General features: G+C 38.8%; 21 protein-coding genes. 9 read left to right on the forward strand and 12 right to left on the reverse strand.

What is annotated here, in order from left to right:
• Positions 1-13: 13 nt before the first annotated feature.
• From HJG58_RS16815 to HJG58_RS16840, 6 genes are all read right to left on the reverse strand, one after another.
• On the reverse strand, positions 14-796 hold the full coding sequence (locus HJG58_RS16815; RefSeq protein WP_002121744.1) for a GNAT family N-acetyltransferase: 783 nt from the start codon (positions 794-796) through the stop codon (positions 14-16).
• 122 nt (positions 797-918) lie between these two features.
• On the reverse strand, positions 919-1,824 hold the full coding sequence (argB, locus tag HJG58_RS16820; RefSeq protein WP_002121716.1) for an acetylglutamate kinase: 906 nt from the start codon (positions 1,822-1,824) through the stop codon (positions 919-921).
• A gap of 15 nt (positions 1,825-1,839) precedes the next feature.
• A complete protein-coding gene (locus tag HJG58_RS16825; protein WP_086400215.1) occupies positions 1,840-3,258 on the reverse strand; it encodes a phosphomannomutase/phosphoglucomutase in 1,419 nt (472 codons plus the stop codon).
• 199 nt (positions 3,259-3,457) lie between these two features.
• A complete protein-coding gene (gene dut, locus HJG58_RS16830; protein ID WP_002121799.1) occupies positions 3,458-3,910 on the reverse strand; it encodes a dUTP diphosphatase in 453 nt (150 codons plus the stop codon).
• A 24-nt stretch (positions 3,911-3,934) separates the two neighbouring features.
• Complete coding sequence (locus HJG58_RS16835; RefSeq protein WP_005070868.1) at positions 3,935-5,974, reverse strand: UvrD-helicase domain-containing protein; 2,040 nt, start codon at positions 5,972-5,974, stop codon at positions 3,935-3,937.
• Between the two features lie 193 nt (positions 5,975-6,167).
• On the reverse strand, positions 6,168-6,821 hold the full coding sequence (locus HJG58_RS16840) for a YiaD family glycine zipper/OmpA-like lipoprotein (RefSeq protein WP_005070886.1): 654 nt from the start codon (positions 6,819-6,821) through the stop codon (positions 6,168-6,170).
• Between the two features lie 246 nt (positions 6,822-7,067).
• Here HJG58_RS16840 and HJG58_RS16845 point away from each other — a divergent pair, with 246 nt between their 5' ends.
• From HJG58_RS16845 to HJG58_RS16870, 6 genes are all read left to right on the forward strand, one after another.
• Complete coding sequence (locus HJG58_RS16845) at positions 7,068-7,994, forward strand: acyltransferase (protein WP_069035915.1); 927 nt, start codon at positions 7,068-7,070, stop codon at positions 7,992-7,994.
• A gap of 16 nt (positions 7,995-8,010) precedes the next feature.
• Positions 8,011-9,057, forward strand: a complete 1,047-nt coding sequence (locus tag HJG58_RS16850) for a preprotein translocase subunit SecA (RefSeq protein WP_170249659.1) — start codon at positions 8,011-8,013, stop codon at positions 9,055-9,057.
• Between the two features lie 120 nt (positions 9,058-9,177).
• Complete coding sequence (gene minC, locus HJG58_RS16855) at positions 9,178-9,906, forward strand: septum site-determining protein MinC (protein ID WP_005075304.1); 729 nt, start codon at positions 9,178-9,180, stop codon at positions 9,904-9,906.
• Positions 9,907-9,972: 66 nt separating this feature from the next.
• Positions 9,973-10,785, forward strand: coding sequence for a septum site-determining protein MinD (minD, locus tag HJG58_RS16860; protein ID WP_002121719.1), 813 nt, complete (start codon positions 9,973-9,975; stop codon positions 10,783-10,785).
• 2 nt (positions 10,786-10,787) lie between these two features.
• A complete protein-coding gene (minE, locus tag HJG58_RS16865; RefSeq protein WP_000896934.1) occupies positions 10,788-11,060 on the forward strand; it encodes a cell division topological specificity factor MinE in 273 nt (90 codons plus the stop codon).
• 83 nt (positions 11,061-11,143) lie between these two features.
• The gene (locus HJG58_RS16870; protein ID WP_002121755.1) at positions 11,144-11,431 is read left to right on the forward strand and encodes a PA4642 family protein; all 288 of its coding nucleotides are present in this window, start codon (positions 11,144-11,146) and stop codon (positions 11,429-11,431) included.
• Between the two features lie 41 nt (positions 11,432-11,472).
• Here HJG58_RS16870 and rhtC read toward each other — a convergent pair whose 3' ends face one another.
• Positions 11,473-12,093, reverse strand: a complete 621-nt coding sequence (gene rhtC / locus HJG58_RS16875) for a threonine export protein RhtC (RefSeq protein WP_170249660.1) — start codon at positions 12,091-12,093, stop codon at positions 11,473-11,475.
• 150 nt (positions 12,094-12,243) lie between these two features.
• Positions 12,244-15,297, reverse strand: coding sequence for a DNA translocase FtsK (locus tag HJG58_RS16880; protein WP_170249661.1), 3,054 nt, complete (start codon positions 15,295-15,297; stop codon positions 12,244-12,246).
• Positions 15,298-15,566: 269 nt separating this feature from the next.
• On the opposite strand from HJG58_RS16880, the gene trxB reads away from it, so the two are divergent.
• The 3 genes from trxB to HJG58_RS16895 all read left to right on the forward strand — a co-directional run bounded on the left by trxB (position 15,567) and on the right by HJG58_RS16895 (position 18,203).
• Positions 15,567-16,514, forward strand: a complete 948-nt coding sequence (gene trxB, locus HJG58_RS16885) for a thioredoxin-disulfide reductase (RefSeq protein ID WP_002121722.1) — start codon at positions 15,567-15,569, stop codon at positions 16,512-16,514.
• A 123-nt stretch (positions 16,515-16,637) separates the two neighbouring features.
• Positions 16,638-17,369 carry a leucyl/phenylalanyl-tRNA--protein transferase gene (aat, locus tag HJG58_RS16890; protein WP_014205972.1) on the forward strand — a complete coding sequence of 244 codons (732 nt, stop codon included), beginning with the start codon at positions 16,638-16,640 and terminating at the stop codon, positions 17,367-17,369.
• An 18-nt stretch (positions 17,370-17,387) separates the two neighbouring features.
• Positions 17,388-18,203, forward strand: a complete 816-nt coding sequence (locus HJG58_RS16895; protein ID WP_004703325.1) for an arginyltransferase — start codon at positions 17,388-17,390, stop codon at positions 18,201-18,203.
• Here the strand turns inward: HJG58_RS16895 and rimI are convergent.
• From rimI to HJG58_RS16915, 4 genes are all read right to left on the reverse strand, one after another.
• Complete coding sequence (rimI, locus tag HJG58_RS16900) at positions 18,189-18,650, reverse strand: ribosomal protein S18-alanine N-acetyltransferase (RefSeq protein WP_170249662.1); 462 nt, start codon at positions 18,648-18,650, stop codon at positions 18,189-18,191. The genes HJG58_RS16895 and rimI overlap by 15 nt on opposite strands.
• A 106-nt stretch (positions 18,651-18,756) precedes the next feature.
• Positions 18,757-19,632: a metal-dependent hydrolase gene (locus tag HJG58_RS16905; RefSeq protein ID WP_170249663.1), complete on the reverse strand. Its 876-nt coding sequence runs from the start codon at positions 19,630-19,632 to the stop codon at positions 18,757-18,759.
• Between the two features lie 235 nt (positions 19,633-19,867).
• Positions 19,868-20,749 (reverse strand): metal-dependent hydrolase, encoded by an 882-nt coding sequence (locus tag HJG58_RS16910; protein ID WP_078220282.1) that lies wholly within the window; start codon positions 20,747-20,749, stop codon positions 19,868-19,870.
• Positions 20,750-20,968: 219 nt separating this feature from the next.
• Positions 20,969-21,045, reverse strand: a 77-nt coding sequence (locus tag HJG58_RS16915; protein ID WP_445585612.1) for an EF-Tu C-terminal domain-related protein, incomplete at its 5' end; no start/stop codon positions are given.

The following is a 21,045-nucleotide window of genomic DNA, read 5'->3' on the forward strand; positions in this document are numbered from 1 at the left end:
ATAGAAAATATGATTAACGCTGCACCATTTTATTCATCACAAATGAGGTTGCGACTTTATTGACCTCGAGAAATACAAAATAATCCAAACAGTTAAACTCTTCATCAAAAAAAGCCTGTTTTGATAGTTTTGACTGCATGCTCAAATACATTTGGAACAGCTTTGGCATACGTTCATCTTGTGGAAAGCTAAACTCAGGATATTCAGGTTCATAGATTTTTTTTGAACGAATATCAATCGTTTTACTTTCTGGTAACTGCTGAATCTGGCGATGCGTGTAGTACGCTCTAGCCAAATTATCTTGCAAATGAATACTGACACAGCCCATTAAATATTTAGCACGCATTGACCATAGCACTTTGGGTGCAAGGTTTAACCACAACATAGATAACGCTTTACCATTACGAAAGCGAGGATGTACACAAGTACGGCCTATTTCTAACACATTTGGAAGATGGGAAAGCTGAGGTACAATATCAAACTCATGTGCACTGTAACTCTGTGCTATTTCGTGGCCTTGAAATAGTTTTAGACGCGTATACGCTACAATTTCTCCAGTCCACTTTTCACGTAAGACCGCGTGCTCACAACCAAAATCGTAAATATCTTGGTCTAAGTTATCTTCAAACTTGATTCCGAATTGTTGACTAAATTGTTGTGCACGAAACCGTTGTACATCTTGTAATTCTTTTAAATTATCAACCCACTCAAAACGAAATTGCGTCTGATTTATTGCTTTATGACGATTTAAAGGTAAAGTCCAGGTTTGGCGATATTGATTAAATTTTTCCAGCATAATGAACGCTCCTAGTGACACCCCCTACACTATTCAAAGCTCATGACAAAAAAATGACCAAATTAAGATAGTATAAAAAAAGACCACCTAGGGTGATCTTTTTATTAAGAATAACGGATTTCTTAAGCTGTTTTAGTACGATTAGAAATCAGCGTTCCAACACCGTGATCAGTGAAGATTTCAAGCAATGTGGCATGTGGCACGCGACCATCAACAATATGCGCACTCACAACGCCGCCTTTAACAGCATCAAGTGCACAGCCTACCTTAGGAATCATGCCGCCATAGATCACACCTGTTTCAATGAGGCGATCAACTTCTTGTGTCGTAAGGCCAGTTAACAGATTTTTATTTTCATCAAGCACACCGCTAATATTGGTGAGCAAAATTAATTTCTCAGCACCTAATGCTTCTGCAACCTTACCTGCAACTAAGTCAGCATTAATATTATAAGTATTGCCTTCTTCATCTACACCTAGCGGTGCAATAACTGGAATAAAGTCACTTTGGGTGAACATTTCCAATACATCTGTTTTAACGCCAGTCACTTCACCAACCATACCCAAGTCGATATGTTTGATAGAACCATCTTCTTCTTGCTTTTCCATGAGCAATTTGCGGGCACGAAGTAAATTACCGTCTTTACCTGTTAAACCAATCGCACGTCCACCGTGTTTATTAATCAGATTAACGATTGATTTATTCACGCTACCGCCCAACACCATTTCAACCACTTCCATGGTTGCAGCATCAGTTACACGCATACCGTCAATACGGTCAGATTCACGGCCTAACTGCTTTAAGAATGAGTCCACTTGTGGCCCACCACCGTGAACAACAATCGGATTTAATCCTACAGTTTTAAGTAAAACGATGTCTCGGGCAAATGAACTTTCAAGCTCCGGATCAGTCATTGCGTTGCCACCGTATTTCACCACCAGCGTTTTACCAGTAAAGCGTTGAATATACGGCAAAGCTTCAATCAAGATTTTTGCTTTGTCGACACCGATATGCTGATGTTGTGGCATTACGCCTCTCCTTACTTAGGCCTCTGAAAGTTCTTGTGCAATTTGCGGATAGTGTTCTTGTAACATATCCACAAATTTTTGCTGGATTTCCTTTAATCGTAAAGGATTATCTGCATCAAATCGTACTGTAAAGTATTCACCAGTATTTGATGCTCGAATAATGCCAAAACCATCATCAAAATCAAGACGTACGCCATCAATTTTACTAATACGCGCCCCTAAGCGATGACTTAAAATCTCAATATCTTGTAATACATACTTTGGATCAGACTGATACGTACCAATATAAGTATCCTCTGTACAACATCTTTCTGGATATGGGGCAAATAACTCAGAAATTGTAGCGGCATTAGATTGGGTAAAATACTCCATTACACGTAATGCAGCATACAAACCATCGTCGTAGCCAAAACCACGGCCATCATTAAACACATAATGACCTGCATATTCTCCACCAAAAATGGCACGCCCATTCGACTGAGATAAATAAGCCCTTAGGAAACTACTTCCCGTGCGGATCATTTTTGCTTTTCCGCCGAGTTTCTCGACGGTCTCTTGCACCATACGCGAACATTTCACATCAAAAACAATTTCTTGCTCTGGGTGCTGCTCAAGGCACATTTGGGCAAAAAGCGATAATAAGCGGTCTGCGGTCAATATCTGTGCTTTTTCATCAACTAAAACAACACGGTCTCCATCACCATCCAAAGCAATACCAATATCAGCCTGCTGCTCGACCACGGCTTTTCGCAAGCTAATTAAATGAGCTGCATGTGATGGATCTGGTGCGTGATCTGGAAACTCTCCATTTGGATTAGTGCGTAAAGCAATGACTTCACACCCCATTTTTTCTAAGATTAGTTTTGAACAATGCCCAGCTGAACCATGCAAACCATCTAAAACAACTTTTAAAGGACGTTTTAACTGAATATCTTTAAAAATGGCTTGTTGGTATTGCTGGCAAAATTCAGCCTTAAATTGCGGTAAGGTTAACTCAAGTACAGAAATTGAATGGCTTGGTACATAAGTTTGGGCTTCTTCACCCACCTGTTGAATCATTTCCGGAGACGGCGGTTCGCCTTTTAAAATCCACTTAATACCATTATCAGATTTTGGGTTATGGCTTGCTGTCACCATAATGCCATTGCCACCAAAATCTCGTGCAATGTAGTACATCATTGGTGATGAACAGCAACCAATATTAGTCACTTTTAAACCTTGTTCTATTAAAATTTCTTCAATTAAGTGTGCATAGGCTGGGCTTGTGAGACGGGCATCATAGCCAATCACTAATTGAGTTTGCTTTGCTTGTTTGTATTGTTGTGCCAATCCGTAGGCAATTGAACGGACAACGTCCGTGGTTAAGTAAGAAAGTTTGCCTCTAATATCGTAAGCACGAAAAATACTTTTTGGAAATGAGTGTCTTACATTCATAGCGTATCTTCTATTTAAAGATCAATTCGATCTATCGCAAAAACATAGATTATTCAAAATTTTTGAAAGGTTTGTTTGCTAAAAAAGTTAAAAGAATATGAGTAAAGCGTGTTGTAATATAATCCATTGTAACATTCAAGATATAAAAAGAAACGCCTGTTCAACAGGCGTTTGATTTTCGTTAATATTTTAGAAAAACTTACTGTTTACCTGTATGACCAAAGCCACCAGCACCACGTAAAGTTTCTTCAAATTCTTCTACTTGCTCAAATTCAGCTTGTACGACTGGCACTAAAACGTACTGTGCCAAGCGCTCACCTGGTTCTAAACGGAATGTAGTTTGACCACGATTCCAAACGGAAACCATCAATTCACCTTGGTAATCCGAATCAATCAAACCAACTAAGTTGCCAAGCACGATCCCGTGTTTATGACCTAAACCTGAACGCGGTAAAATTAAACCAGCAAAATTTACATCATGAATATAAATTGCCATACCTGTTTTAACTAAAACAGTTTGTCCTGGTTCAATATCAATTGCTTCATCTAAACAGGCACGTAAATCTAAACCCGCTGAACCTGCTGTTGCATATGAAGGTAAAGGCCATTCTTTACCTAAACGCGGATCGAGCAATTTCACTTGAACTTTCATGGGATTTCCTAAAAATTAAAAAAATTAACGCTTTAATAAAGCTTTTAAATTTGCCAGATATTGTTGAGCCTGTTCTTTAGGGTCAACATTAGCCGCAATTTTCTTTTTACGCCCTAACCACTCGAGCTCATCTTGTGGAAGCTCATCAAGGAAACGGCTAGGCGTCATTTGTTTCATCTGTCCGCCATTTTTGCGCTGTTCCGCTAAAGTTAACGTTAAACCTTGGCGTGCACGTGTAATTCCCACATACATGAGACGGCGCTCTTCCTCAATGGTTTCTGCTGCAATCGAGTTCTTGTGAGGCAATAGTTCTTCTTCAAGTCCCATAATGTACACATATGGGAATTCCAGACCTTTTGCTGCATGCAAAGTAAGAAGGTTAACTTTGTCTGTATCTTCTTCTTCCTGCTGCTGTTCTAACAGATCGAGCAAAACTAGTTTTCGGATAACACTTTCAATATTCTTTTCATCAACATCTTCAGCACGATTAATCAGATTTTGAATACTGGTAAATAAGTTCTCGATGTTATCGAGCTTACTTTTCTCTTGTGCAGGTGTTGCTGACTGTTCTCGAACATAATCCATATAACCTGCTTCATTCATCATTTGACGGACTTTAGGCACAGGCTCATCATCTTCCAACAATTCACGAGTAAATGTCGCGATAAAATCGGCAAATTCATGAAGCTGTGTTTCCGCCTTTTTAGGCAGCACCATACTTAAACGCTGGTCAGCAGAAGCACCGAGTAAAGACAAATTATTCTCTTGTGAAAATAAACCTAATTTTTCTAGAGTAACTGGGCCAATCGCACGTTTAGGTGTATTAATAATACGTAAGAAAGCACTGTCATCTTCTGGATTAATAATAAGACGCAAATAACTCATTACATCTTTAATTTCTGCACGCGCGAAGAACGATGTACCGCCAGAGAGTTTATACGGAATTTGCATTTGGCGAAGTTGGGTTTCTAATACACGTGCCTGAAAGTTTCCGCGATACAAAACGGCATAATCTTTCCAGTTCTTACCGTTCATTAGCTTATGAGTCAGTAAGTCTTTTACCACGCGTTCTGCTTCATCATCATCATTACGACATGTGATGATTCGGATGACTTCCCCATGCCCTTTATCACTCCACAATTTCTTGTCAAAAATATGTGGATTATTTTGAATCACACAGTTCGCAGCTTTTAAAATACGGCTGGTCGAACGGTAATTTTGTTCAAGCTTAATAATATGTAGATTTGGGAAGTCTTGTTTAAGCAATGCCATGTTTTCAGGCTTAGCACCACGCCATGCGTAAATCGACTGGTCATCATCACCTACCGCGGTGAACTGCCCCATTACACCAACTAATAGTTTGACCAAAATATATTGGGCCGTATTGGTATCTTGATATTCATCAACCAATAAATAGCGAACGCGGTTTTGCCACTTGTCACGTACTTCTGCATTTTCTTGCAATAAACGTGTTGGCATAACAATCAAGTCATCAAAATCGACAGCATTGTAGGCACGTAAATTACGTTCATAAAGTTGATAAAGATGAGCAAACTGGACATCTTCCGGTGTTTCACAAGTCGAATGTGCTTGTTCCGGCAAAATCAGATCGTTTTTCCAATCTGAAATTTTCTTCATTGCTTTAGCAATTAATTCTTTACTCTCTGCACCCGATAAATTGTCACGATGCATGAGATCCATCAAAATACGTTTACAGTCATCTGCATCTAAAATCGAAAAATTAGCTTTTAAAGGTAAATTTTTAAGTTCTAAACGTAAAAGGTTTAAACCAAAAGTATGGAAGGTCGAGACGGATAGACCTTTTGCTTCTTCACGTGACAGAAGCTTGGTCACACGTTCTTTCATTTCACGTGCAGCTTTGTTTGTGAAGGTCATCGCGGTTATACGATGCGCTGGAATACGGCAATGCTGCACCAAATAAGCAATTTTACGCGTAATTACCGATGTTTTACCTGAACCAGCGCCAGCAAGCACCAATAAAGGGCCCTGAGTATATTTCATGGCTTCTTCTTGCTTGTTGTTCAATTGACTGGCAGATGACATCGTGTATTACCTCTTAATTTTTCGAGCATGATTATAGTCATCTCTTTTTTAGAATCCCAATAGTAAATCTACGGATATGTATAAATGATGTCTAATAATGCAATTTATGCGCCGCAGAATGTCGTGATTATTTCTTGTACTGCATCCATAAAAAAACCACCCGAAGGTGGTTTTTGAAACAATCAACTAGATCTTATTGTTTTGCATAAATGCTGATTTCTACACGACGGTTTTGTTCACGGCCAGATGCAGTTGAGTTATCTGCGATCGGGTTAGATGAACCATAACCTTGCGCGTCGATACGGCTAGCAGATACGCCTTGGCTCGCTAAATAACTACGTACTGATTGAGCGCGTGCTTGTGATAATGGAATGTTAATTGAATCATTACCAGTGTTATCAGTATAACCAGTTACAAGAATTGCACTCTTGTTATCTTCAGCCAAAGTTTGAGCCACTTTGTTTAAAGTTGCGTAGAAGTTTGGCTTGATATTTGATTTGTTTGTATCGAAAGTAATGCTACCAGGCATGATCAATTGAACAGAACCATCTGGGTTACGGCCAACGTCTACACCAGTACCCGCCATTTGTTGACGTAATTTTTTCTCTTTCTGGTCAAGATATACACCACCAGCAGCACCAAGAACTGCACCAATTGCCGCAGCACGGTTGTTTTGACGGCTAGAGTTTGCATTTGATTTAGAAATACCATAACCAGCTGCTGCACCAATTAAAGTACCTAATGCGGCTTTATCGTATTCAACGCCACCAAGATTATTACCAGTTGTTTGACAACCAGAAAGTACTACTGCTGCCCCTACCACTGTTGAAATAACTAATGCACGCATTGCATGCCTCCTCACTTTGTGTGTTTTGTTGTCTGAATGAATAATGAAACAAAAAGGAAGTATAAAACATTGATATTTTGTTAATAATAAACAGTTTAGTTACTTTTTTGTAATATTTTGATGCACTTTAAGATGCAACCTCATCACAATTTCTTCATTGTTGTCTAAGATATCGTTGTATTTCATATTATGACAGTTATAGTTGAACAACTTTTCTATGGATTTGAGACATTCGGGGTCATTTATATGCCAACTGCACCCAATAAACAATCTGCGCTAAAAAAAATTACACGTGGACTCACTGTAGGTACAGTCATTACAGGAAGTACTTTTTTTCATGGTCCCCCTGTTCTTGCATTAGGTCTGACCAAGCTTTTAAAGAAATCATCAAAAATAGATGAAACTAATATTCAAATTACAAATAGCTGGTTAGGGGTAAATAATTGGCTAATTGACCATGTTCTTCCTAATCTAAAATGGGACATTACCATTGATGAAGGACTTGATCTGAATATGCAAGGTCGTTATCTAATGACTTGTAATCACCAAAGTTGGGTAGACACGACTGTAAATCAATATTTTGGTTTAACACGTATGCCACTCACCCGTTTCTTTACTAAATGGGAACTCATCTTTATTCCTTTTGTTGGTCAAGCATTTAAGATTTTAGGCTTCCCAATGATGAAACGTCACACCAAAGAACAGATCGCGAAGAATCCTGAACTTAAAGACCGTGACATGATGGAAGCGCGTAAAGCCTGTGAGCAGCTTTTAAGTCAGCCCTTCACATTATTAAATTATCTGGAAGGGACTCGTTTTACTCAAGAAAAACATGATCAGCAAAAATCACCTTATAAGCATTTGCTAAAACCCAAAGCAGGTGGCTTAGCACTTGCATTAAATATCTTGGGTGACAAAATCGATGCCCTAGTTGATATGACTATCGTCTATCCTGATGGTGTACCGGGATATAGTGATTTCTGGCTCGGAGATGTTTCAAAAATTGCGGTTAACTTACGTAAAATTGAAATTCCAGAGTGGGTGCTTGGCGGCAATTATGAAGATGATGCGGCTTATCGTGAACGTTTTCAGCAATGGGTTCATGACATTTGGACCGAAAAAGATCAACTTATTGAGCAAATGAAATCTCAATATACCACTGCAAATATTTAAGAAAGCACCCGTTATTATGCAAAACAGTTCTGGGAAAAAAACGAAATACCATCATGTAGACCCAAACAGCCTTTCATTTAAGCTGTTTTTGGTCTACGACATTTTCATGGTGTTTATTATCATTTTTAACTTGTTCTGTCTTGCGACTAATTTCTTTTTAATGAGCAGTATTGGGGCATGGTTCTTCGAACATATTCACTTGCCCCAAGTACTCAGCTTTTATCGTACTTCACTACATCCGTGGGTGATTACATCAGAAGCTTGGTTTATTGGTTTTTTAATTATTGAGCTGCTTGTACGCTGGGCTATTGCGATCATCAACAAACACCATAAGCGTTGGTTCTTTTTTCCTTTTATTCACTGGTATGAAATTTTAGCTATTATTCCTCAGCTCCGTTTTTTACGTTTATTCCGCGCTGGGATTATTGCTTACCGTTTACATGAGTTGGGCTATCCAGTTGTTCCGGGAAGCTGGCGGAAAACTGGGCTATTTTATTATCGTGTCGTAATGGAAGAATTATCTGACCGCGTTGTAATTACCGTGATTGATGGTATTAGATATGAACTTGAAACCAGTTCTAGTCATAAACAGATTATTCATGATTTGGTTAATCATCATCGTGAGCAATTTACTGTCGCTCTAACCGCATTATTACAAGAATCTTTAGCCACCGCTTTAAAAGAACAAAAGCCTGCCATTACAAAAGGTGTGGGCAAAATTGTAGATCAAGCCATTATTGATACGCCTGAGCTAACTCAATTATTACGCTTAATTCCTTTAGTCGGGGGCCGCATTGAACAGCAAATTCAAAGCATTGGTCAAAGATTAGGTGAAAATATTAGTGCAGGTTTAATTGAACCTTTAATTGAGGGCTCACCAAATAGTCCGAACCCTACTTATCAATTAATTTCTCAAAGAGTAAGTGAAATCAATATTAATAATCGTCAGCTTGAGCAATTGGTTGAATCTGTCGTGTTCGAGACACTGGAGTCTGTACGTAAACAAGTCAAGGTCAAACAATGGCAACAAACCCTTGCGGAGTATGATCGAATCAAAGAATAAGCATTTATTTAATTTTTTATGAATCACGCTAGAGAATTGGCACGAATTGTTCTAGCATTTGCCCTATTTACAATAAACTTAACGATATTACAGCTCGTTTAACGCCTTGAAGGAAGACTTATGGCTGATATACGGATTACCGGCAGAATGGTTAACTTTAGCAGGATAACCTTCGATACCAATGATCATGATGTGATCCGCCAGCAATTATCAAATATTTTAAATGAAGGTTCCTATCAAGGAACTTTAGTGATTATTGACAGTACAGTTGAGCAAGAGTTAATTGCATTGATTCAACTTCTGGTGAGCTTAGGTTTACAACCAATGGCGGTAATCGACGGTATTTTAGGAGATGAGGCTCGCGCTATTCAATTCCCTGTTTTACCCGCAGATCAACCATTACAACGCATTAAAGCGACAGCTGAACAAGTGGCTATTGTGGAAAAACCTGCTACAGCTCCTGCCTCGTCTTCAGCAGAAACAAAAAAACCACTAAACAAGATAGCGGTCGCTCATATTACCTCTTATCATGATGAAATTTTGCGTACAGGCCAATCCCTTGTACAAGATAACGGCGATATTATTTTAAAGGCTGGCATGAATAGTGGTTCCGAGGTGATCGCTTCAGGAAATATACATATTTATGGCACAGTTCGTGGTAGAGTCATTGCTGGTGCGGGCGGGCACGCAGCTGCACGCATTTTTTGCCAATCTTTAGAGGCTGAGCTCGTTTCCATTGCCGGAACGTATTGTGTCGCAGATGATATCCCTAAACATGTGGTAAAAAAACCAGTACATATTTATTTAAATGAAAAGCAAGAGCTTGAATTTGAAGCTCTAGAACTTTAATTTATTAAGCAAATCACCAAAAAACAGCCCTTTTAAGGGTGTATGACCATAATAGGAGTGGATTCGGTGGCCAAAATTGTTGTCGTAACATCAGGCAAAGGTGGTGTAGGTAAAACTACAACGAGCGCATCTTTTGCAACAGGTTTAGCCCTTCGTGGTCATAAAACTGTTGTGATTGATTTTGATGTAGGCTTACGTAACCTTGATTTGATTATGGGTTGTGAGCGTCGTGTTGTTTATGATTTTGTTAATGTTATTAATAACGAAGCACGTCTGCAGCAAGCCCTTATTCGCGATAAAGATATCGAAAACCTTTATATTTTACCGGCTTCACAAACACGTGATAAAGATGCGTTGAGCGACGAAGGTGTTGCTCGTGTTATTGATGAGCTATCTCAAGAATTTGATTACATCATTTGTGACTCACCTGCAGGGATCGAGCGTGGCGCGATTTTAGCCATGTATCATGCAGATGAAGCAATCATTGTAACAAACCCTGAAATCTCTTCAGTACGTGACTCTGACCGTATTATTGGTATGTTAGATAGCAAAACCAAGAAAGTTGAACACAACGAAGGGCGTATACGTAAACATTTATGTATTACACGTTTTAACCCGGAACGTGCTGACCGTCAGGAAATGCTGACAATTGATGATATTTCTAAAGATATTTTACGCGTACCGACATTAGGTGTTATTCCAGAATGTCCAAGTGTATTACAAGCATCAAACGAAGGTAAGCCAGTTATTCTGTATTCAGAAACTAAAGCTGGTCAGGGGTATGATGATTTGGTTGCACGCTTCCTTGGCGAAGACCGTCCTTATCGACACATCACAGCTCAACCTAAAGGCTGGTTAGCACGACTATTTGGAGCGTAGATATGGCAGGATTCTGGAGTAAATTATTTAGCAGCGAAGAAAAACCATCAAGTGCTCAAACTGCCAAAGATCGTTTGAAAGTTATTGTTGCTTCTGAACAAGGTTTAGGCCGCCGTTTAAGCCAAGACAAAATTGATCAGATGAAAAAAGAAATCATGCAAGTGGTTAGTCGTTATGTTAGCGGTGTAGGTGAACAGCATATCCAAATGCAAGTTCGCTCTGAAGCTAATATCGAAATGTTAGAAATGAATATCAATTTACCTGAAGAACGATAATTCTATTTCTGACTATTCAATAAATCAGAATCAAGGCAAAATAACGCAAGTTATTTTGCCTTTTTTAAAATGAGGAGATTGTCATGGCATTATCACAGCCAGCAACTTTCAATGAAGAATGGTCCGATGAGCGTGTTTTTGCCTACCTCAACCAACTTCCTCCAAGTGGCGTGAATGCAGATTTTCATGTGCTCTACCATGCATTCAAACATATGCGCCCAACAGACTATGAGCGTCTTTTAACGCAATTTATTGCGGATGGACGCGATATTAATGCCAAAGACCCTGAAGGCCAACGCATTCATGACGTGATTGCTAAGTTTCCGCGTCAATCGGCACCATTTTTAGAAGTTCTAGCAAAGTTTGCTTAAAAATAAAAAGCCTCTAAAAGAGGCTTTTTTCTTATCTAAACTTATCGATTACCAATCAGGAAAATACCAAATACGGTAAAAATACCGCCAGAAATACCATCAATCCATTTTGAAAAATTACGATAAGCTGCTCTAAAACTTGGTAATGAAAAAATAAAAGTCACAAAGCAGAACCATAAAATTGTCTCGATTGTGACAATAATAAAGAGTAGCCAGTGAACTTGATCAAGTTGAGGATTAGCTAAAAATAAAGAGAAAACACTACCAAAATAAATAACAGCTTTCGGATTTGATAGATTAGTTATTAGACCTTTTATAAAAAATAAGTAAGGTGCTTTAGGGAGCTCAACAGCAACATTGCTCTCTTGCTCATTTTTTGAAAAAGCTGAACGTAGCATCTGATAGCCCAACCAACATAGATATAAGCCACCAGCAATAAGCAACCCTTGCTTTAACCAAGCCATTTTTTCAAAGATAAGATTTAGCCCCATCAGCGCCAAGCACGCCCAAAACATAACACCCGCCGTTATACCAGCAACGACCAGCATAGCGTCTTTACGAGAACGACTAATGGCGGTTTGAGATACAAGAAAAAAATCAGGCCCAGGAGTGATAAGTGCGCAAAAGTGAATAAAGGCTAAAGTAATCAGAGCTAATAACATATCTTCCTCCTGATTTAATTCATTGTTATTTGTTTAGGGAAAATACATTAGCATTTTTTACTAGACGATAAAATCTTTAAGTCATTTATAAACAGGTTCACTTTATTTAAGTTTAAAAAAAGCCTCCGAAGAGGCTTAAATTATATTGTCTTAAACTAGAATATCCCGCTTACCATTAGGGCCCATTGAGCTCACAATGCCGTTCTCTTCCATTTGATCAATAATACGAGCAGCACGGTTATAACCAAGGCTAAATTTACGCTGTAGCGAAGATGTAGACGCTTTTCGAGTTTCTAATACGAACGACACACATTGATCATAGAGTGCATCTCGGTCAGAACCACCCTCACCCTCTTCAAAGCCACGTGATGCAGGTTCTTCATCAAATGGAGTCAAGATTTCATCAATATAATCAGGCTCACCACGCTCACGCCAAGCATCACAGATACGGTTTACTTCATCATCACTAATGAAAGCACCATGCACACGTTCTGGCTCAATTTTACCAGGGCCTAAGAACAGCATATCACCATGACCTAACAAGTCTTCTGCACCACCCGCATCCAAAATAGTACGTGAGTCAATTTTACTGTTTACACGTAATGCTACACGCGTTGGAATATTGGCTTTAATTAAACCCGTAATAACATCAACAGATGGGCGTTGAGTTGCAAGCAATAGGTGAATACCAGCAGCACGAGATTTTTGCGCCAAACGGGTAATCATTTCTTCTGCTTTTTTACCCACTTGCATAATCATATCAGCGAACTCGTCCGCAACAATGACAATAGATGGTAATGGCGTTAAACGAGGTGCACGTTCTTGTGTCGCAGAATCACTTGGCTTCCAAGTCGGATCAATTAAGTCTTCACCATTCGCAATCGCTTCTTCAACTTTACGGTTGTAGTCACTTAATTTACGAATTTTTAGGAACGACATAAGCTTATAACGGCGTTCCATTTCATTCACACACCAGTTCAAGGCACTTACCGCATCTTTCATGTCAGTAACGACTGGAGTTAATAAATGTGGAATATCACTATAGTTCGCAAGTTCTAGCTGTTTTGGATCAATTAAAATTAAACGTAATTGATCAGGTGTGTATTTAAGCAACATCGATAAAATCATCGAGTTGACTGCAACCGATTTACCAGAACCTGTCGTACCAGCAACTAACATATGCGGTGCTTTCGCCAAATCAGTGAGTACAGGATTACCTGAAATATCTTTACCCATCGCCATACTAATTAATGCACTTGGGTCACGATATGTCGGTGTTTCCAATAACTCAATCAAGCGTACCATTTCACGGGCACTGTTTGGCACTTCAATACCAATGTATGGTTTACCAGGAATGACTTCCACCACACGTACAGATGCCATCGACATTGAACGTGCCAAGTCACGTGAAATATTTGTTACCTTAGACGCTTTAACACCCGGTGCTAAATCTAACTCAAAACGAGTAACAACTGGCCCTGGTTGAGCCTCTACCACCTGAGCTTTAACATTAAATTCTTGCAGTTTAATTTCAAGTAACTCAGACAAACGAGAAAGCTGCTCTTCAGTAAAGTTGACTTTCTTATTCGGATCGACCTTATCGAGTAGTTCAAGACCAGGTAACGTTGGCAAATCCAAACGCTTTTTGGCAACTTGCATTGCACGAGACATTGGTCGACCTGATGCATCAGTTAATGGCGCATCAAAATCGAAATCATCTTCATCAAAATCAGAATTTTCCTGCGGTTTCCCAGCAGTCTCCTGCCAAGCCTCAATAAACTCTTCTTTTGAAAGTTTGTCAGCCTGAATAGTCGTTTGAATAGGAGCTTTTACAAATGCTGAAGATTGCGCATAACTACTTGCTCTTACAGGCTCTGCTGGAGCAATGTCTTCATCTATTAATAAATCATCAAAATCTTCAAAGACTTGTTCATTTGCTAAATTTTTAGGTGACTGATTTAAATTAGAGGTAGGTGAAGATGTTTCATTCGCAATATTAACAGATTGCGAAGTTTGTTCGGTTTCTACATGGTGATCTTGAACAAACGGTGTATGCACATCTGTTGCAGTTTTACTGTTTGGAACCGCAGCAAGTAACTCATCAAAGATCTCATCATCATTCCAATCAAGACCATGCAAGTCTTGTTTAGATGAAGGCTGATTTTGATTTACTTGAGAAATTGTTTGCTGGAATTGCTCATGAGCAGGAACTTGCTCTGTTTCTGTCGAATCATCAGCAGCTCTTAAAAGCGCATCAATTTCTTGCTTATGACTCGCATCATCGCGCTGTAAAGCACGCCATACTTCGCCAGTTGCAACTAAACGTTGGCTATCTCGTTCAAGTTTATGAGCCTGCTCAAGCGTATGCTCAAAGTTCTGAGTATTTGCAACTGGTGTATCTGCAACAGGTTCAGGTCGGCTCTGCTCTTTCGCTAGCACATCTGCAAATAAGCGCTCAGCAACCGCATCATGTCGCGTTGTGGTAGATTGCGGTTGAGTTGATTCAGATTGAACTGATGCTTCTTTCTCATCTGAAGCATTAGCATTCGTTTCTACATTGTCAGCAACTTTAACCGCGGCTGCTTTGTTGGCAGGTTGAGTTGTTAAGTCATAATCCGATTCATTCGGAGATACGTTCTTATAAAATAAATCTTGTAAATAACTTGGTGTAGCTTTGAGCGTAACCCATGTTTTACTCCATTGCACCCCAAATGCAAGAGTAAACAACACGACCCCGAAAACCAGTAAAAATAAGGTTGCACCGTAAATTGTTAACAATTGAGATAGGCTTTGACCTAACTCATAACCAATAATTCCCCCAGCTGCATTATCTAAAGTATCTGCCGGCACATTCCAGTGTAAATATAGTAAGCTAGATACAACTAAAATTAAGAAGAATTGTGCAGCATAACGAAATGGGCGGTTTAGGAAACTACGTGGCCACCAAACCTGAATTGCTTCAATGAAAAGGAAAATTGGAATAAGCAAACTTGCCCATCCTAAAAAACCAAACAGCAAATCTGCAATCCATGCGCCAGCAATACCACTTGCATTGGATACTTGCTGAGTATCACTGGAAATATGCATCCAGCCCGGGTCAAATGGTGTATATGTTACTGTTGCCAGAAACATATAAATACCAAAAGAAACCAAGAATAATGTCATCAATAAGCGCTGTGCATAAACACTTGACACCGCAGTCATATACTGTCCTGTAACCCATTTAATTATTGGTTTAGAGATGTGAAGAGCTACATTTTAGATCTTCAACGAATGAACTTTATATTATGCACCTGTTCTTACAAAAAAGGTGCATGATTCTTTACAGTTGTTGTTAACATAAGGCACTTCTATATTGTTATATAACTTAATTCGATTGACCTGATCAATATTATCCACATTGATTTAACGCTATTGGTCGGCAAATTCACGTATAATTTTCAAAATTCTCGATATAAATAAGGATACCCTCAATGAGTGCTCGTCATTCTCGGTTAATTATTCTCGGTTCTGGTCCTGCAGGTTATAGTGCAGCGGTATATGCAGCACGTGCAAACCTTAAACCTACTTTAATTGCAGGTTTACAACTAGGTGGGCAGCTTACAACAACAACCGAAGTTGACAACTGGCCGGGCGATCCTGAAGGTTTAACAGGTCCTGCATTAATGGATCGTATGCAAGCACATGCTGAACGCTTTGGTACAGAACTCGTCTATGACCATATTAACGAAGTGGACTTAAATGTACGTCCTTTCGTTCTTAAAGGTGACATGGAAGAGTACACATGTGACGCTTTAATTATTGCAACTGGTGCTACAGCTCAATATCTTGGCCTAGAGTCTGAACAAAACTTTATGGGTCAAGGCGTAAGCGCATGTGCAACATGTGATGGTTTCTTCTATAAAAACCAAAAAGTAATGGTTGTAGGTGGTGGTAACACTGCTGTTGAAGAAGCACTTTATTTATCAAATATTGCTTCACATGTAACTTTAGTACACCGCCGTGATACTTTACGTTCTGAAAAGATTTTGCAAGATCATTTATTTGCCAAAGAAAAAGAAGGCAAAATCAGCATTATCTGGAATCACGAAGTTGAAGAAGTATTGGGTGACAATACTGGGGTAACTAGTGTTCGCCTTAAATCAACTCAAGATGACTCTAAGCAAGACGTAGAGGTTCATGGTCTGTTCGTTGCGATTGGTCACAAGCCAAACACTGGAATGTTTGAAGGCCAATTAAACTTACGTGATGGCTACATCCAAGTACAAAGTGGCACATCTGGTAATGCAACAGCAACTTCTGTAGCTGGTGTTTTTGCTGCTGGGGACGTCGCAGATAGCATTTACCGCCAAGCGATTACTTCTGCCGGGTCTGGCTGTATGGCGGCTCTAGATGCTGAAAAATATCTAGATAATCTTTAATTAATAGATTTCTAGAGTTTTAAAACAGCCGTTCTTATAACGGCTGTTTTTTTTAGAATAATGACTAGCTGACATATATTAATTTTTATAGCATAACCTTAAAGCTCATCTTATTTTATTTTTATGAATACACTTCCACTTTCTCAATTCATTTTTCCTGACCCGATTGAAGCTGACCCAGATGGGCATGGTTTAATTTGTATTGGGGCAGACCTCTCCCCTTCTACACTATTTGAAGCTTACACCCATGGTCTTTTTCCTTGGTTTAATGAAGATGAGCCTATTTGTTGGTGGAGTCCAGAACCCCGTTGTGTTATCTACCCTCAAAACTACAAGCCAAGCAAGTCACTCCTTAGAAACATGAAAAAACATGACTATGCAATTACGGTTAACCATGCTTTTGAACAAGTTATTCGCTCTTGCTCTTTGCCAAGAAGTTATGCAGACGAAACATGGATTAGTGAAGATATTATTCAAGGCTACTGTGAGATGTTTAAAGCTGGTTATGGTTATAGCGTTGAAGTATGGCAACAAGAGGAGCTTGTAGGAGGTTTATATGGTGTTACGATTGGCAAAGGATGTTTTGGTGAGTCAATGTTTAGCAATGAAACCGATGTTTCAAAAATGGCTTTTTATACATTAATGCTCATAGGACAAGAAAATCAGCTACCATGGATAGACTGTCAACTCGTAAACAGTCACTTAATTAGTCTGGGAGCCAGTACACTTTCTCGTCAAGACTACTTAAAATCGTTACAAGATGTAATTATTCACCCCTCTATCAATTGGAAAAAGTATCAAGAACGTGTATTTTCAAGTAAAACAATAGCATTAGATGCAAAATTAATGGAATGATAACAGGAGGGACCAATCATGAAATCATATCACCCGAAGTCCCTTTTAAATGATCTGCAGTATTATATTACTCCACCTCATGATTGCAGCTACTTAGAAAATAAATCTGCACGCATGGTGTTTTTAGATCCCATCCACCGAATTGATGTGGTCACTCTTTCAGAACTTTCTCGTTTAGGCTTTCGCCGTAGTGGTGACTTTGTTTATCGCCCTGAATGCCATTTATGCAGACAATGTTTGTCTTGTCGTGTCCCAGTGGCCGATTTCCAAATGAACAGCATGCAAAAAAAAGCATGGAAACGAAATCAAGATCTCACCATGACTGTTCTGCCTACGCGACAAGCAGCCCAAATTCATTATGATTTATACGAACGATATATTAATGAACGCCATGCTGATGGTGATATGTTTCCACCGAGCTTAGATCAGTTTGAAAAGTTTTTAGTACATAGCTGTACAGATAGTTTTTTTCTTGAGCTTTGGAAAGACAATCGGCTCATTAGCGTTTCTACTTGTGATTTAATGGATGATGGGCTATCGGCTGTCTATACGTTTTTTGATCCCGATGAGCACCGCAGATCACTTGGTGTTTACTCTATTCTTAACCAAATTGAATATGTTAAATCGTTAGGTTTAGAGTATCTTTATTTAGGCTATTGGGTACCGCACTCAGCCAAAATGAACTACAAATCGCAATATACACCTTTAGAACTTCTACTCGATGGACAATGGCGCCGTTTAAATCGGTCATTATCACCAGAGGAAATCCAACAGCTAGGTACGTCTCTTATGACCACGTTACCTTCTGAATGGAATAATTTAATCATTAAATAAAGATGCGAAATCATCTGTACAGGTTTTTACCATAATGACCGCATGTTCCCGTCCACCATCTTGGGTAGGATAATAATTGCGGCGCAGGTCAATTTGGTGAAAGCCTGTTTTTTCATATAAACCGATAGCAGCTTTATTACTTTCACGAACTTCTAAAAAGATTTGTACTGGCTGATTTTCTAATTTTTCAATTGATGCATTTAATAACTCATATCCTAAACCCTGACCTTGCATTTTAGGATCAATTGCCATGAGCAATAAATTCGCCTCATCTAAAACGGGCTGTAAAATACAAAACCCAACGACTTTATCTTGTGACTCAATCACTGTGCATTGATAAGAATTCAAAGATTCAATAAATTGCTGTCTTGACCACGGATGGGTCTGAACTGATTTTTCAATTTGAACAACAATATCAACATCAGTATTTTGCATAATACGAATCATGAGTCTCAACGCAATGAAGATTCTAAAGTAGTGCGTATTATAAAAACTTCCTGAGAAAAAACGAGCAAAAAAAAGGACAATTGAATTGCCCTTTTTTAAAGTAATTTTAAAGACCTAATTTTTCACGCCACGTTGCCAACAATGCTGTGGTATCCGAATCATTTGGATGAAATTTTGGTCTTAAAAAATCAAGTAGTTCTGGAATTTGACGAGTCATAAAACCTTTACGACCATACATGAACTTAAGCATGTAATTCGTATCCTTCCAAGTTAATTTATCATCAGTCTTAAGTAACTTTGCAGTAAAATAAGACTGAGTCGCGAAGATTAATGCCATTGCAATAATCAAAGCTGTTGAACGCATAAAATAAGCTTTCGGACCTTGTCCATACATGCTTGTATATACATCAAATGCCACAGCTTTATGTTCATTTTCTTCAACTGCATGCCACATCCACAAATGATACATAGTGTCATCTTGGAACATAGCCTGAATTTCAGGATTTTGTAAAAGTTCTGCTGCAATGGTCGATGTGAAATGCTCTAGAGCACAGGTTCCAGTCAAATCAATCATTTCTTTGGTATAGCCAAAAGGTTTCATTAATTTGGTTACAACAGCTGTACCCATCTTAATGACTTTTCCTGTTTGCTTTTCCATATGGCGCACGTCATAACCATAAGCCTGTGCCGAAGCATTAAATGCTAAATGCTCTTTGGAGTGCATTGCTTCTTGACCAATAAAAGCACTAATTTCTTTTTGAAGATCTGGATCAGCAAGCTTTGGATCATTTCGAACAGCACGCGTACTGTTTACAAAGAACTGCTCACCCTCTGGAAAAAGGGCCGATAATGCTGTCATAAAATGTGTTAATGCAGCATCATAATTTGCCCAATAGCGTGGGACCTGAGCAAATTCAAAATCCATACGACGCACAGGGAAACTAGCGCCAGCACGATTGGAAATATTTACCTTAGCATTCATCTCAGACTCCTTTTAAGTGAATAGCTAATTCACTTATAACTTTATTTATTTTCTTAATATTTATAATCATACGTCTTTCGATGTGCCAATTAAGTGCAGATGAGGACAGAGAAATATCAGATGAGGTCATTCATAGATACATAAAGGTGCAATATCTACCCCACGATCTCTTTAAAATAGTTATAGAAAATAAAAAAAGGGCCACTATCGGCCCTTTATAAATTATGAATTAAAACTATAAACCTAATTTTGCTTTCCATGTTTTCAATAGCCCAACAGTATCTAGGTCATTTGGATGAAAGCCAGGTTTAAAGTAAGCTAACATTTCTTTAGCCATACCACTAATAATACCTTTAGATGGGCTATATCCATATTTATAAATTACTGATAGTTCATCTAAATTCAACTTGTTGTCTTGCTTTAATAAACGAAGCACAAAAGATGACTGGATCAAAAAGATTAAAGTCATAGCAAATACTAAAGAACTTGTACGTAACGCATAGGCTTTTAGACCTTTACCAAATACACCTTCGTACACATCATAAGCTACGGCTTTATGCTCATTTTCTTCAATCGCATGCCAATACCACATTGTTGACATTGTCTCATCTGTCATAAGCTCTTGAATGTGCTTATTGACCAATAATTGCGACGCAATAGTAGCGGTAAAATGCTCAAGAGCCGTTGTAGCAGTCAAGTCAACCATTTCTTTTGTCATACCGAAAGGTTTGACAATTTTTACAAAGGTTTTAATGGCTGTTTGAATTGCCGTATCGGTAAATTTCTCTAACGTTTCTACATCATGACCAAACTTTTGAGCAGAAGCATTGAAGTTTACATGCTCTTGAGTATGCATTGCCTCTTGCCCAATGAAAGCACTAATTTCTTTTTGGAGCGCTTCATCATCTTTAATCGCTGGGTGATAACGTACTGCTCGTACACTATCTATAAAGAATTTCTCACCAGCCGGAAACAATGCTGACAATGCAGTCATAAAATGTGTGAGTCCAGCAGAACCATTCATCCAATATTCTGGTACATCATTAAAGTCAAAATTCATACGACGTACTGGAAAGCTTGCGCCTGCACGATTCGTAATATTCACTTTAGCATTCATACCCAAAGCTCCTTAGTAAGTAACCCTAGTTACTCAAACTTTATTGTTCGTTTTCTTGATTCTTATCATACAAATTTAATAAAAAGGATTAAGGGGAAATAAGGACATTGAAATATCAGTTAGGGCCAGCCTTTATAGTGATTGTTAGACAATTCACTTTTGTGCGCTTAAGTATAAAAAAAGCGCTCTAAAAAGAGCGCTTTTTTTCACTGAAAGTGATTATGCAGTTACTTTCGCAACAACACCAGCACCTACAGTACGACCACCTTCACGGATCGCAAAACGTAGACCTGGGT

The sequence above is a fragment of the Acinetobacter geminorum genome, assembly GCF_013009345.1.
Classification (GTDB): domain Bacteria; phylum Pseudomonadota; class Gammaproteobacteria; order Pseudomonadales; family Moraxellaceae; genus Acinetobacter; species Acinetobacter geminorum.

What these genes read in the sequence shown, in the direction of transcription:
- dut (WP_002121799.1), bottom strand. Translation starts at nt 3,910, where the DNA reads ATGAAAGTTCAAGTGAAATTGCTCGATCCGCGTTTAGGTAAAGAATGG.
- HJG58_RS16825 (WP_086400215.1), bottom strand. Translation starts at nt 3,258, where the DNA reads ATGAATGTAAGACACTCATTTCCAAAAAGTATTTTTCGTGCTTACGAT.
- HJG58_RS16845 (WP_069035915.1), top strand. Translation starts at nt 7,068, where the DNA reads ATGCCAACTGCACCCAATAAACAATCTGCGCTAAAAAAAATTACACGT.
- HJG58_RS16850 (WP_170249659.1), top strand. Translation starts at nt 8,011, where the DNA reads ATGCAAAACAGTTCTGGGAAAAAAACGAAATACCATCATGTAGACCCA.
- HJG58_RS16840 (WP_005070886.1), bottom strand. Translation starts at nt 6,821, where the DNA reads ATGCGTGCATTAGTTATTTCAACAGTGGTAGGGGCAGCAGTAGTACTT.
- aat (WP_014205972.1), top strand. Translation starts at nt 16,638, where the DNA reads ATGAATACACTTCCACTTTCTCAATTCATTTTTCCTGACCCGATTGAA.
- HJG58_RS16870 (WP_002121755.1), top strand. Translation starts at nt 11,144, where the DNA reads ATGGCATTATCACAGCCAGCAACTTTCAATGAAGAATGGTCCGATGAG.
- rimI (WP_170249662.1), bottom strand. Translation starts at nt 18,650, where the DNA reads ATGATTCGTATTATGCAAAATACTGATGTTGATATTGTTGTTCAAATT.
- HJG58_RS16905 (WP_170249663.1), bottom strand. Translation starts at nt 19,632, where the DNA reads ATGAATGCTAAGGTAAATATTTCCAATCGTGCTGGCGCTAGTTTCCCT.
- trxB (WP_002121722.1), top strand. Translation starts at nt 15,567, where the DNA reads ATGAGTGCTCGTCATTCTCGGTTAATTATTCTCGGTTCTGGTCCTGCA.
- HJG58_RS16835 (WP_005070868.1), bottom strand. Translation starts at nt 5,974, where the DNA reads ATGTCATCTGCCAGTCAATTGAACAACAAGCAAGAAGAAGCCATGAAA.
- minC (WP_005075304.1), top strand. Translation starts at nt 9,178, where the DNA reads ATGGCTGATATACGGATTACCGGCAGAATGGTTAACTTTAGCAGGATA.
- HJG58_RS16895 (WP_004703325.1), top strand. Translation starts at nt 17,388, where the DNA reads ATGAAATCATATCACCCGAAGTCCCTTTTAAATGATCTGCAGTATTAT.
- HJG58_RS16815 (WP_002121744.1), bottom strand. Translation starts at nt 796, where the DNA reads ATGCTGGAAAAATTTAATCAATATCGCCAAACCTGGACTTTACCTTTA.
- argB (WP_002121716.1), bottom strand. Translation starts at nt 1,824, where the DNA reads ATGCCACAACATCAGCATATCGGTGTCGACAAAGCAAAAATCTTGATT.
- rhtC (WP_170249660.1), bottom strand. Translation starts at nt 12,093, where the DNA reads ATGTTATTAGCTCTGATTACTTTAGCCTTTATTCACTTTTGCGCACTT.
- HJG58_RS16910 (WP_078220282.1), bottom strand. Translation starts at nt 20,749, where the DNA reads ATGAATGCTAAAGTGAATATTACGAATCGTGCAGGCGCAAGCTTTCCA.
- minE (WP_000896934.1), top strand. Translation starts at nt 10,788, where the DNA reads ATGGCAGGATTCTGGAGTAAATTATTTAGCAGCGAAGAAAAACCATCA.
- HJG58_RS16880 (WP_170249661.1), bottom strand. Translation starts at nt 15,297, where the DNA reads ATGACTGCGGTGTCAAGTGTTTATGCACAGCGCTTATTGATGACATTA.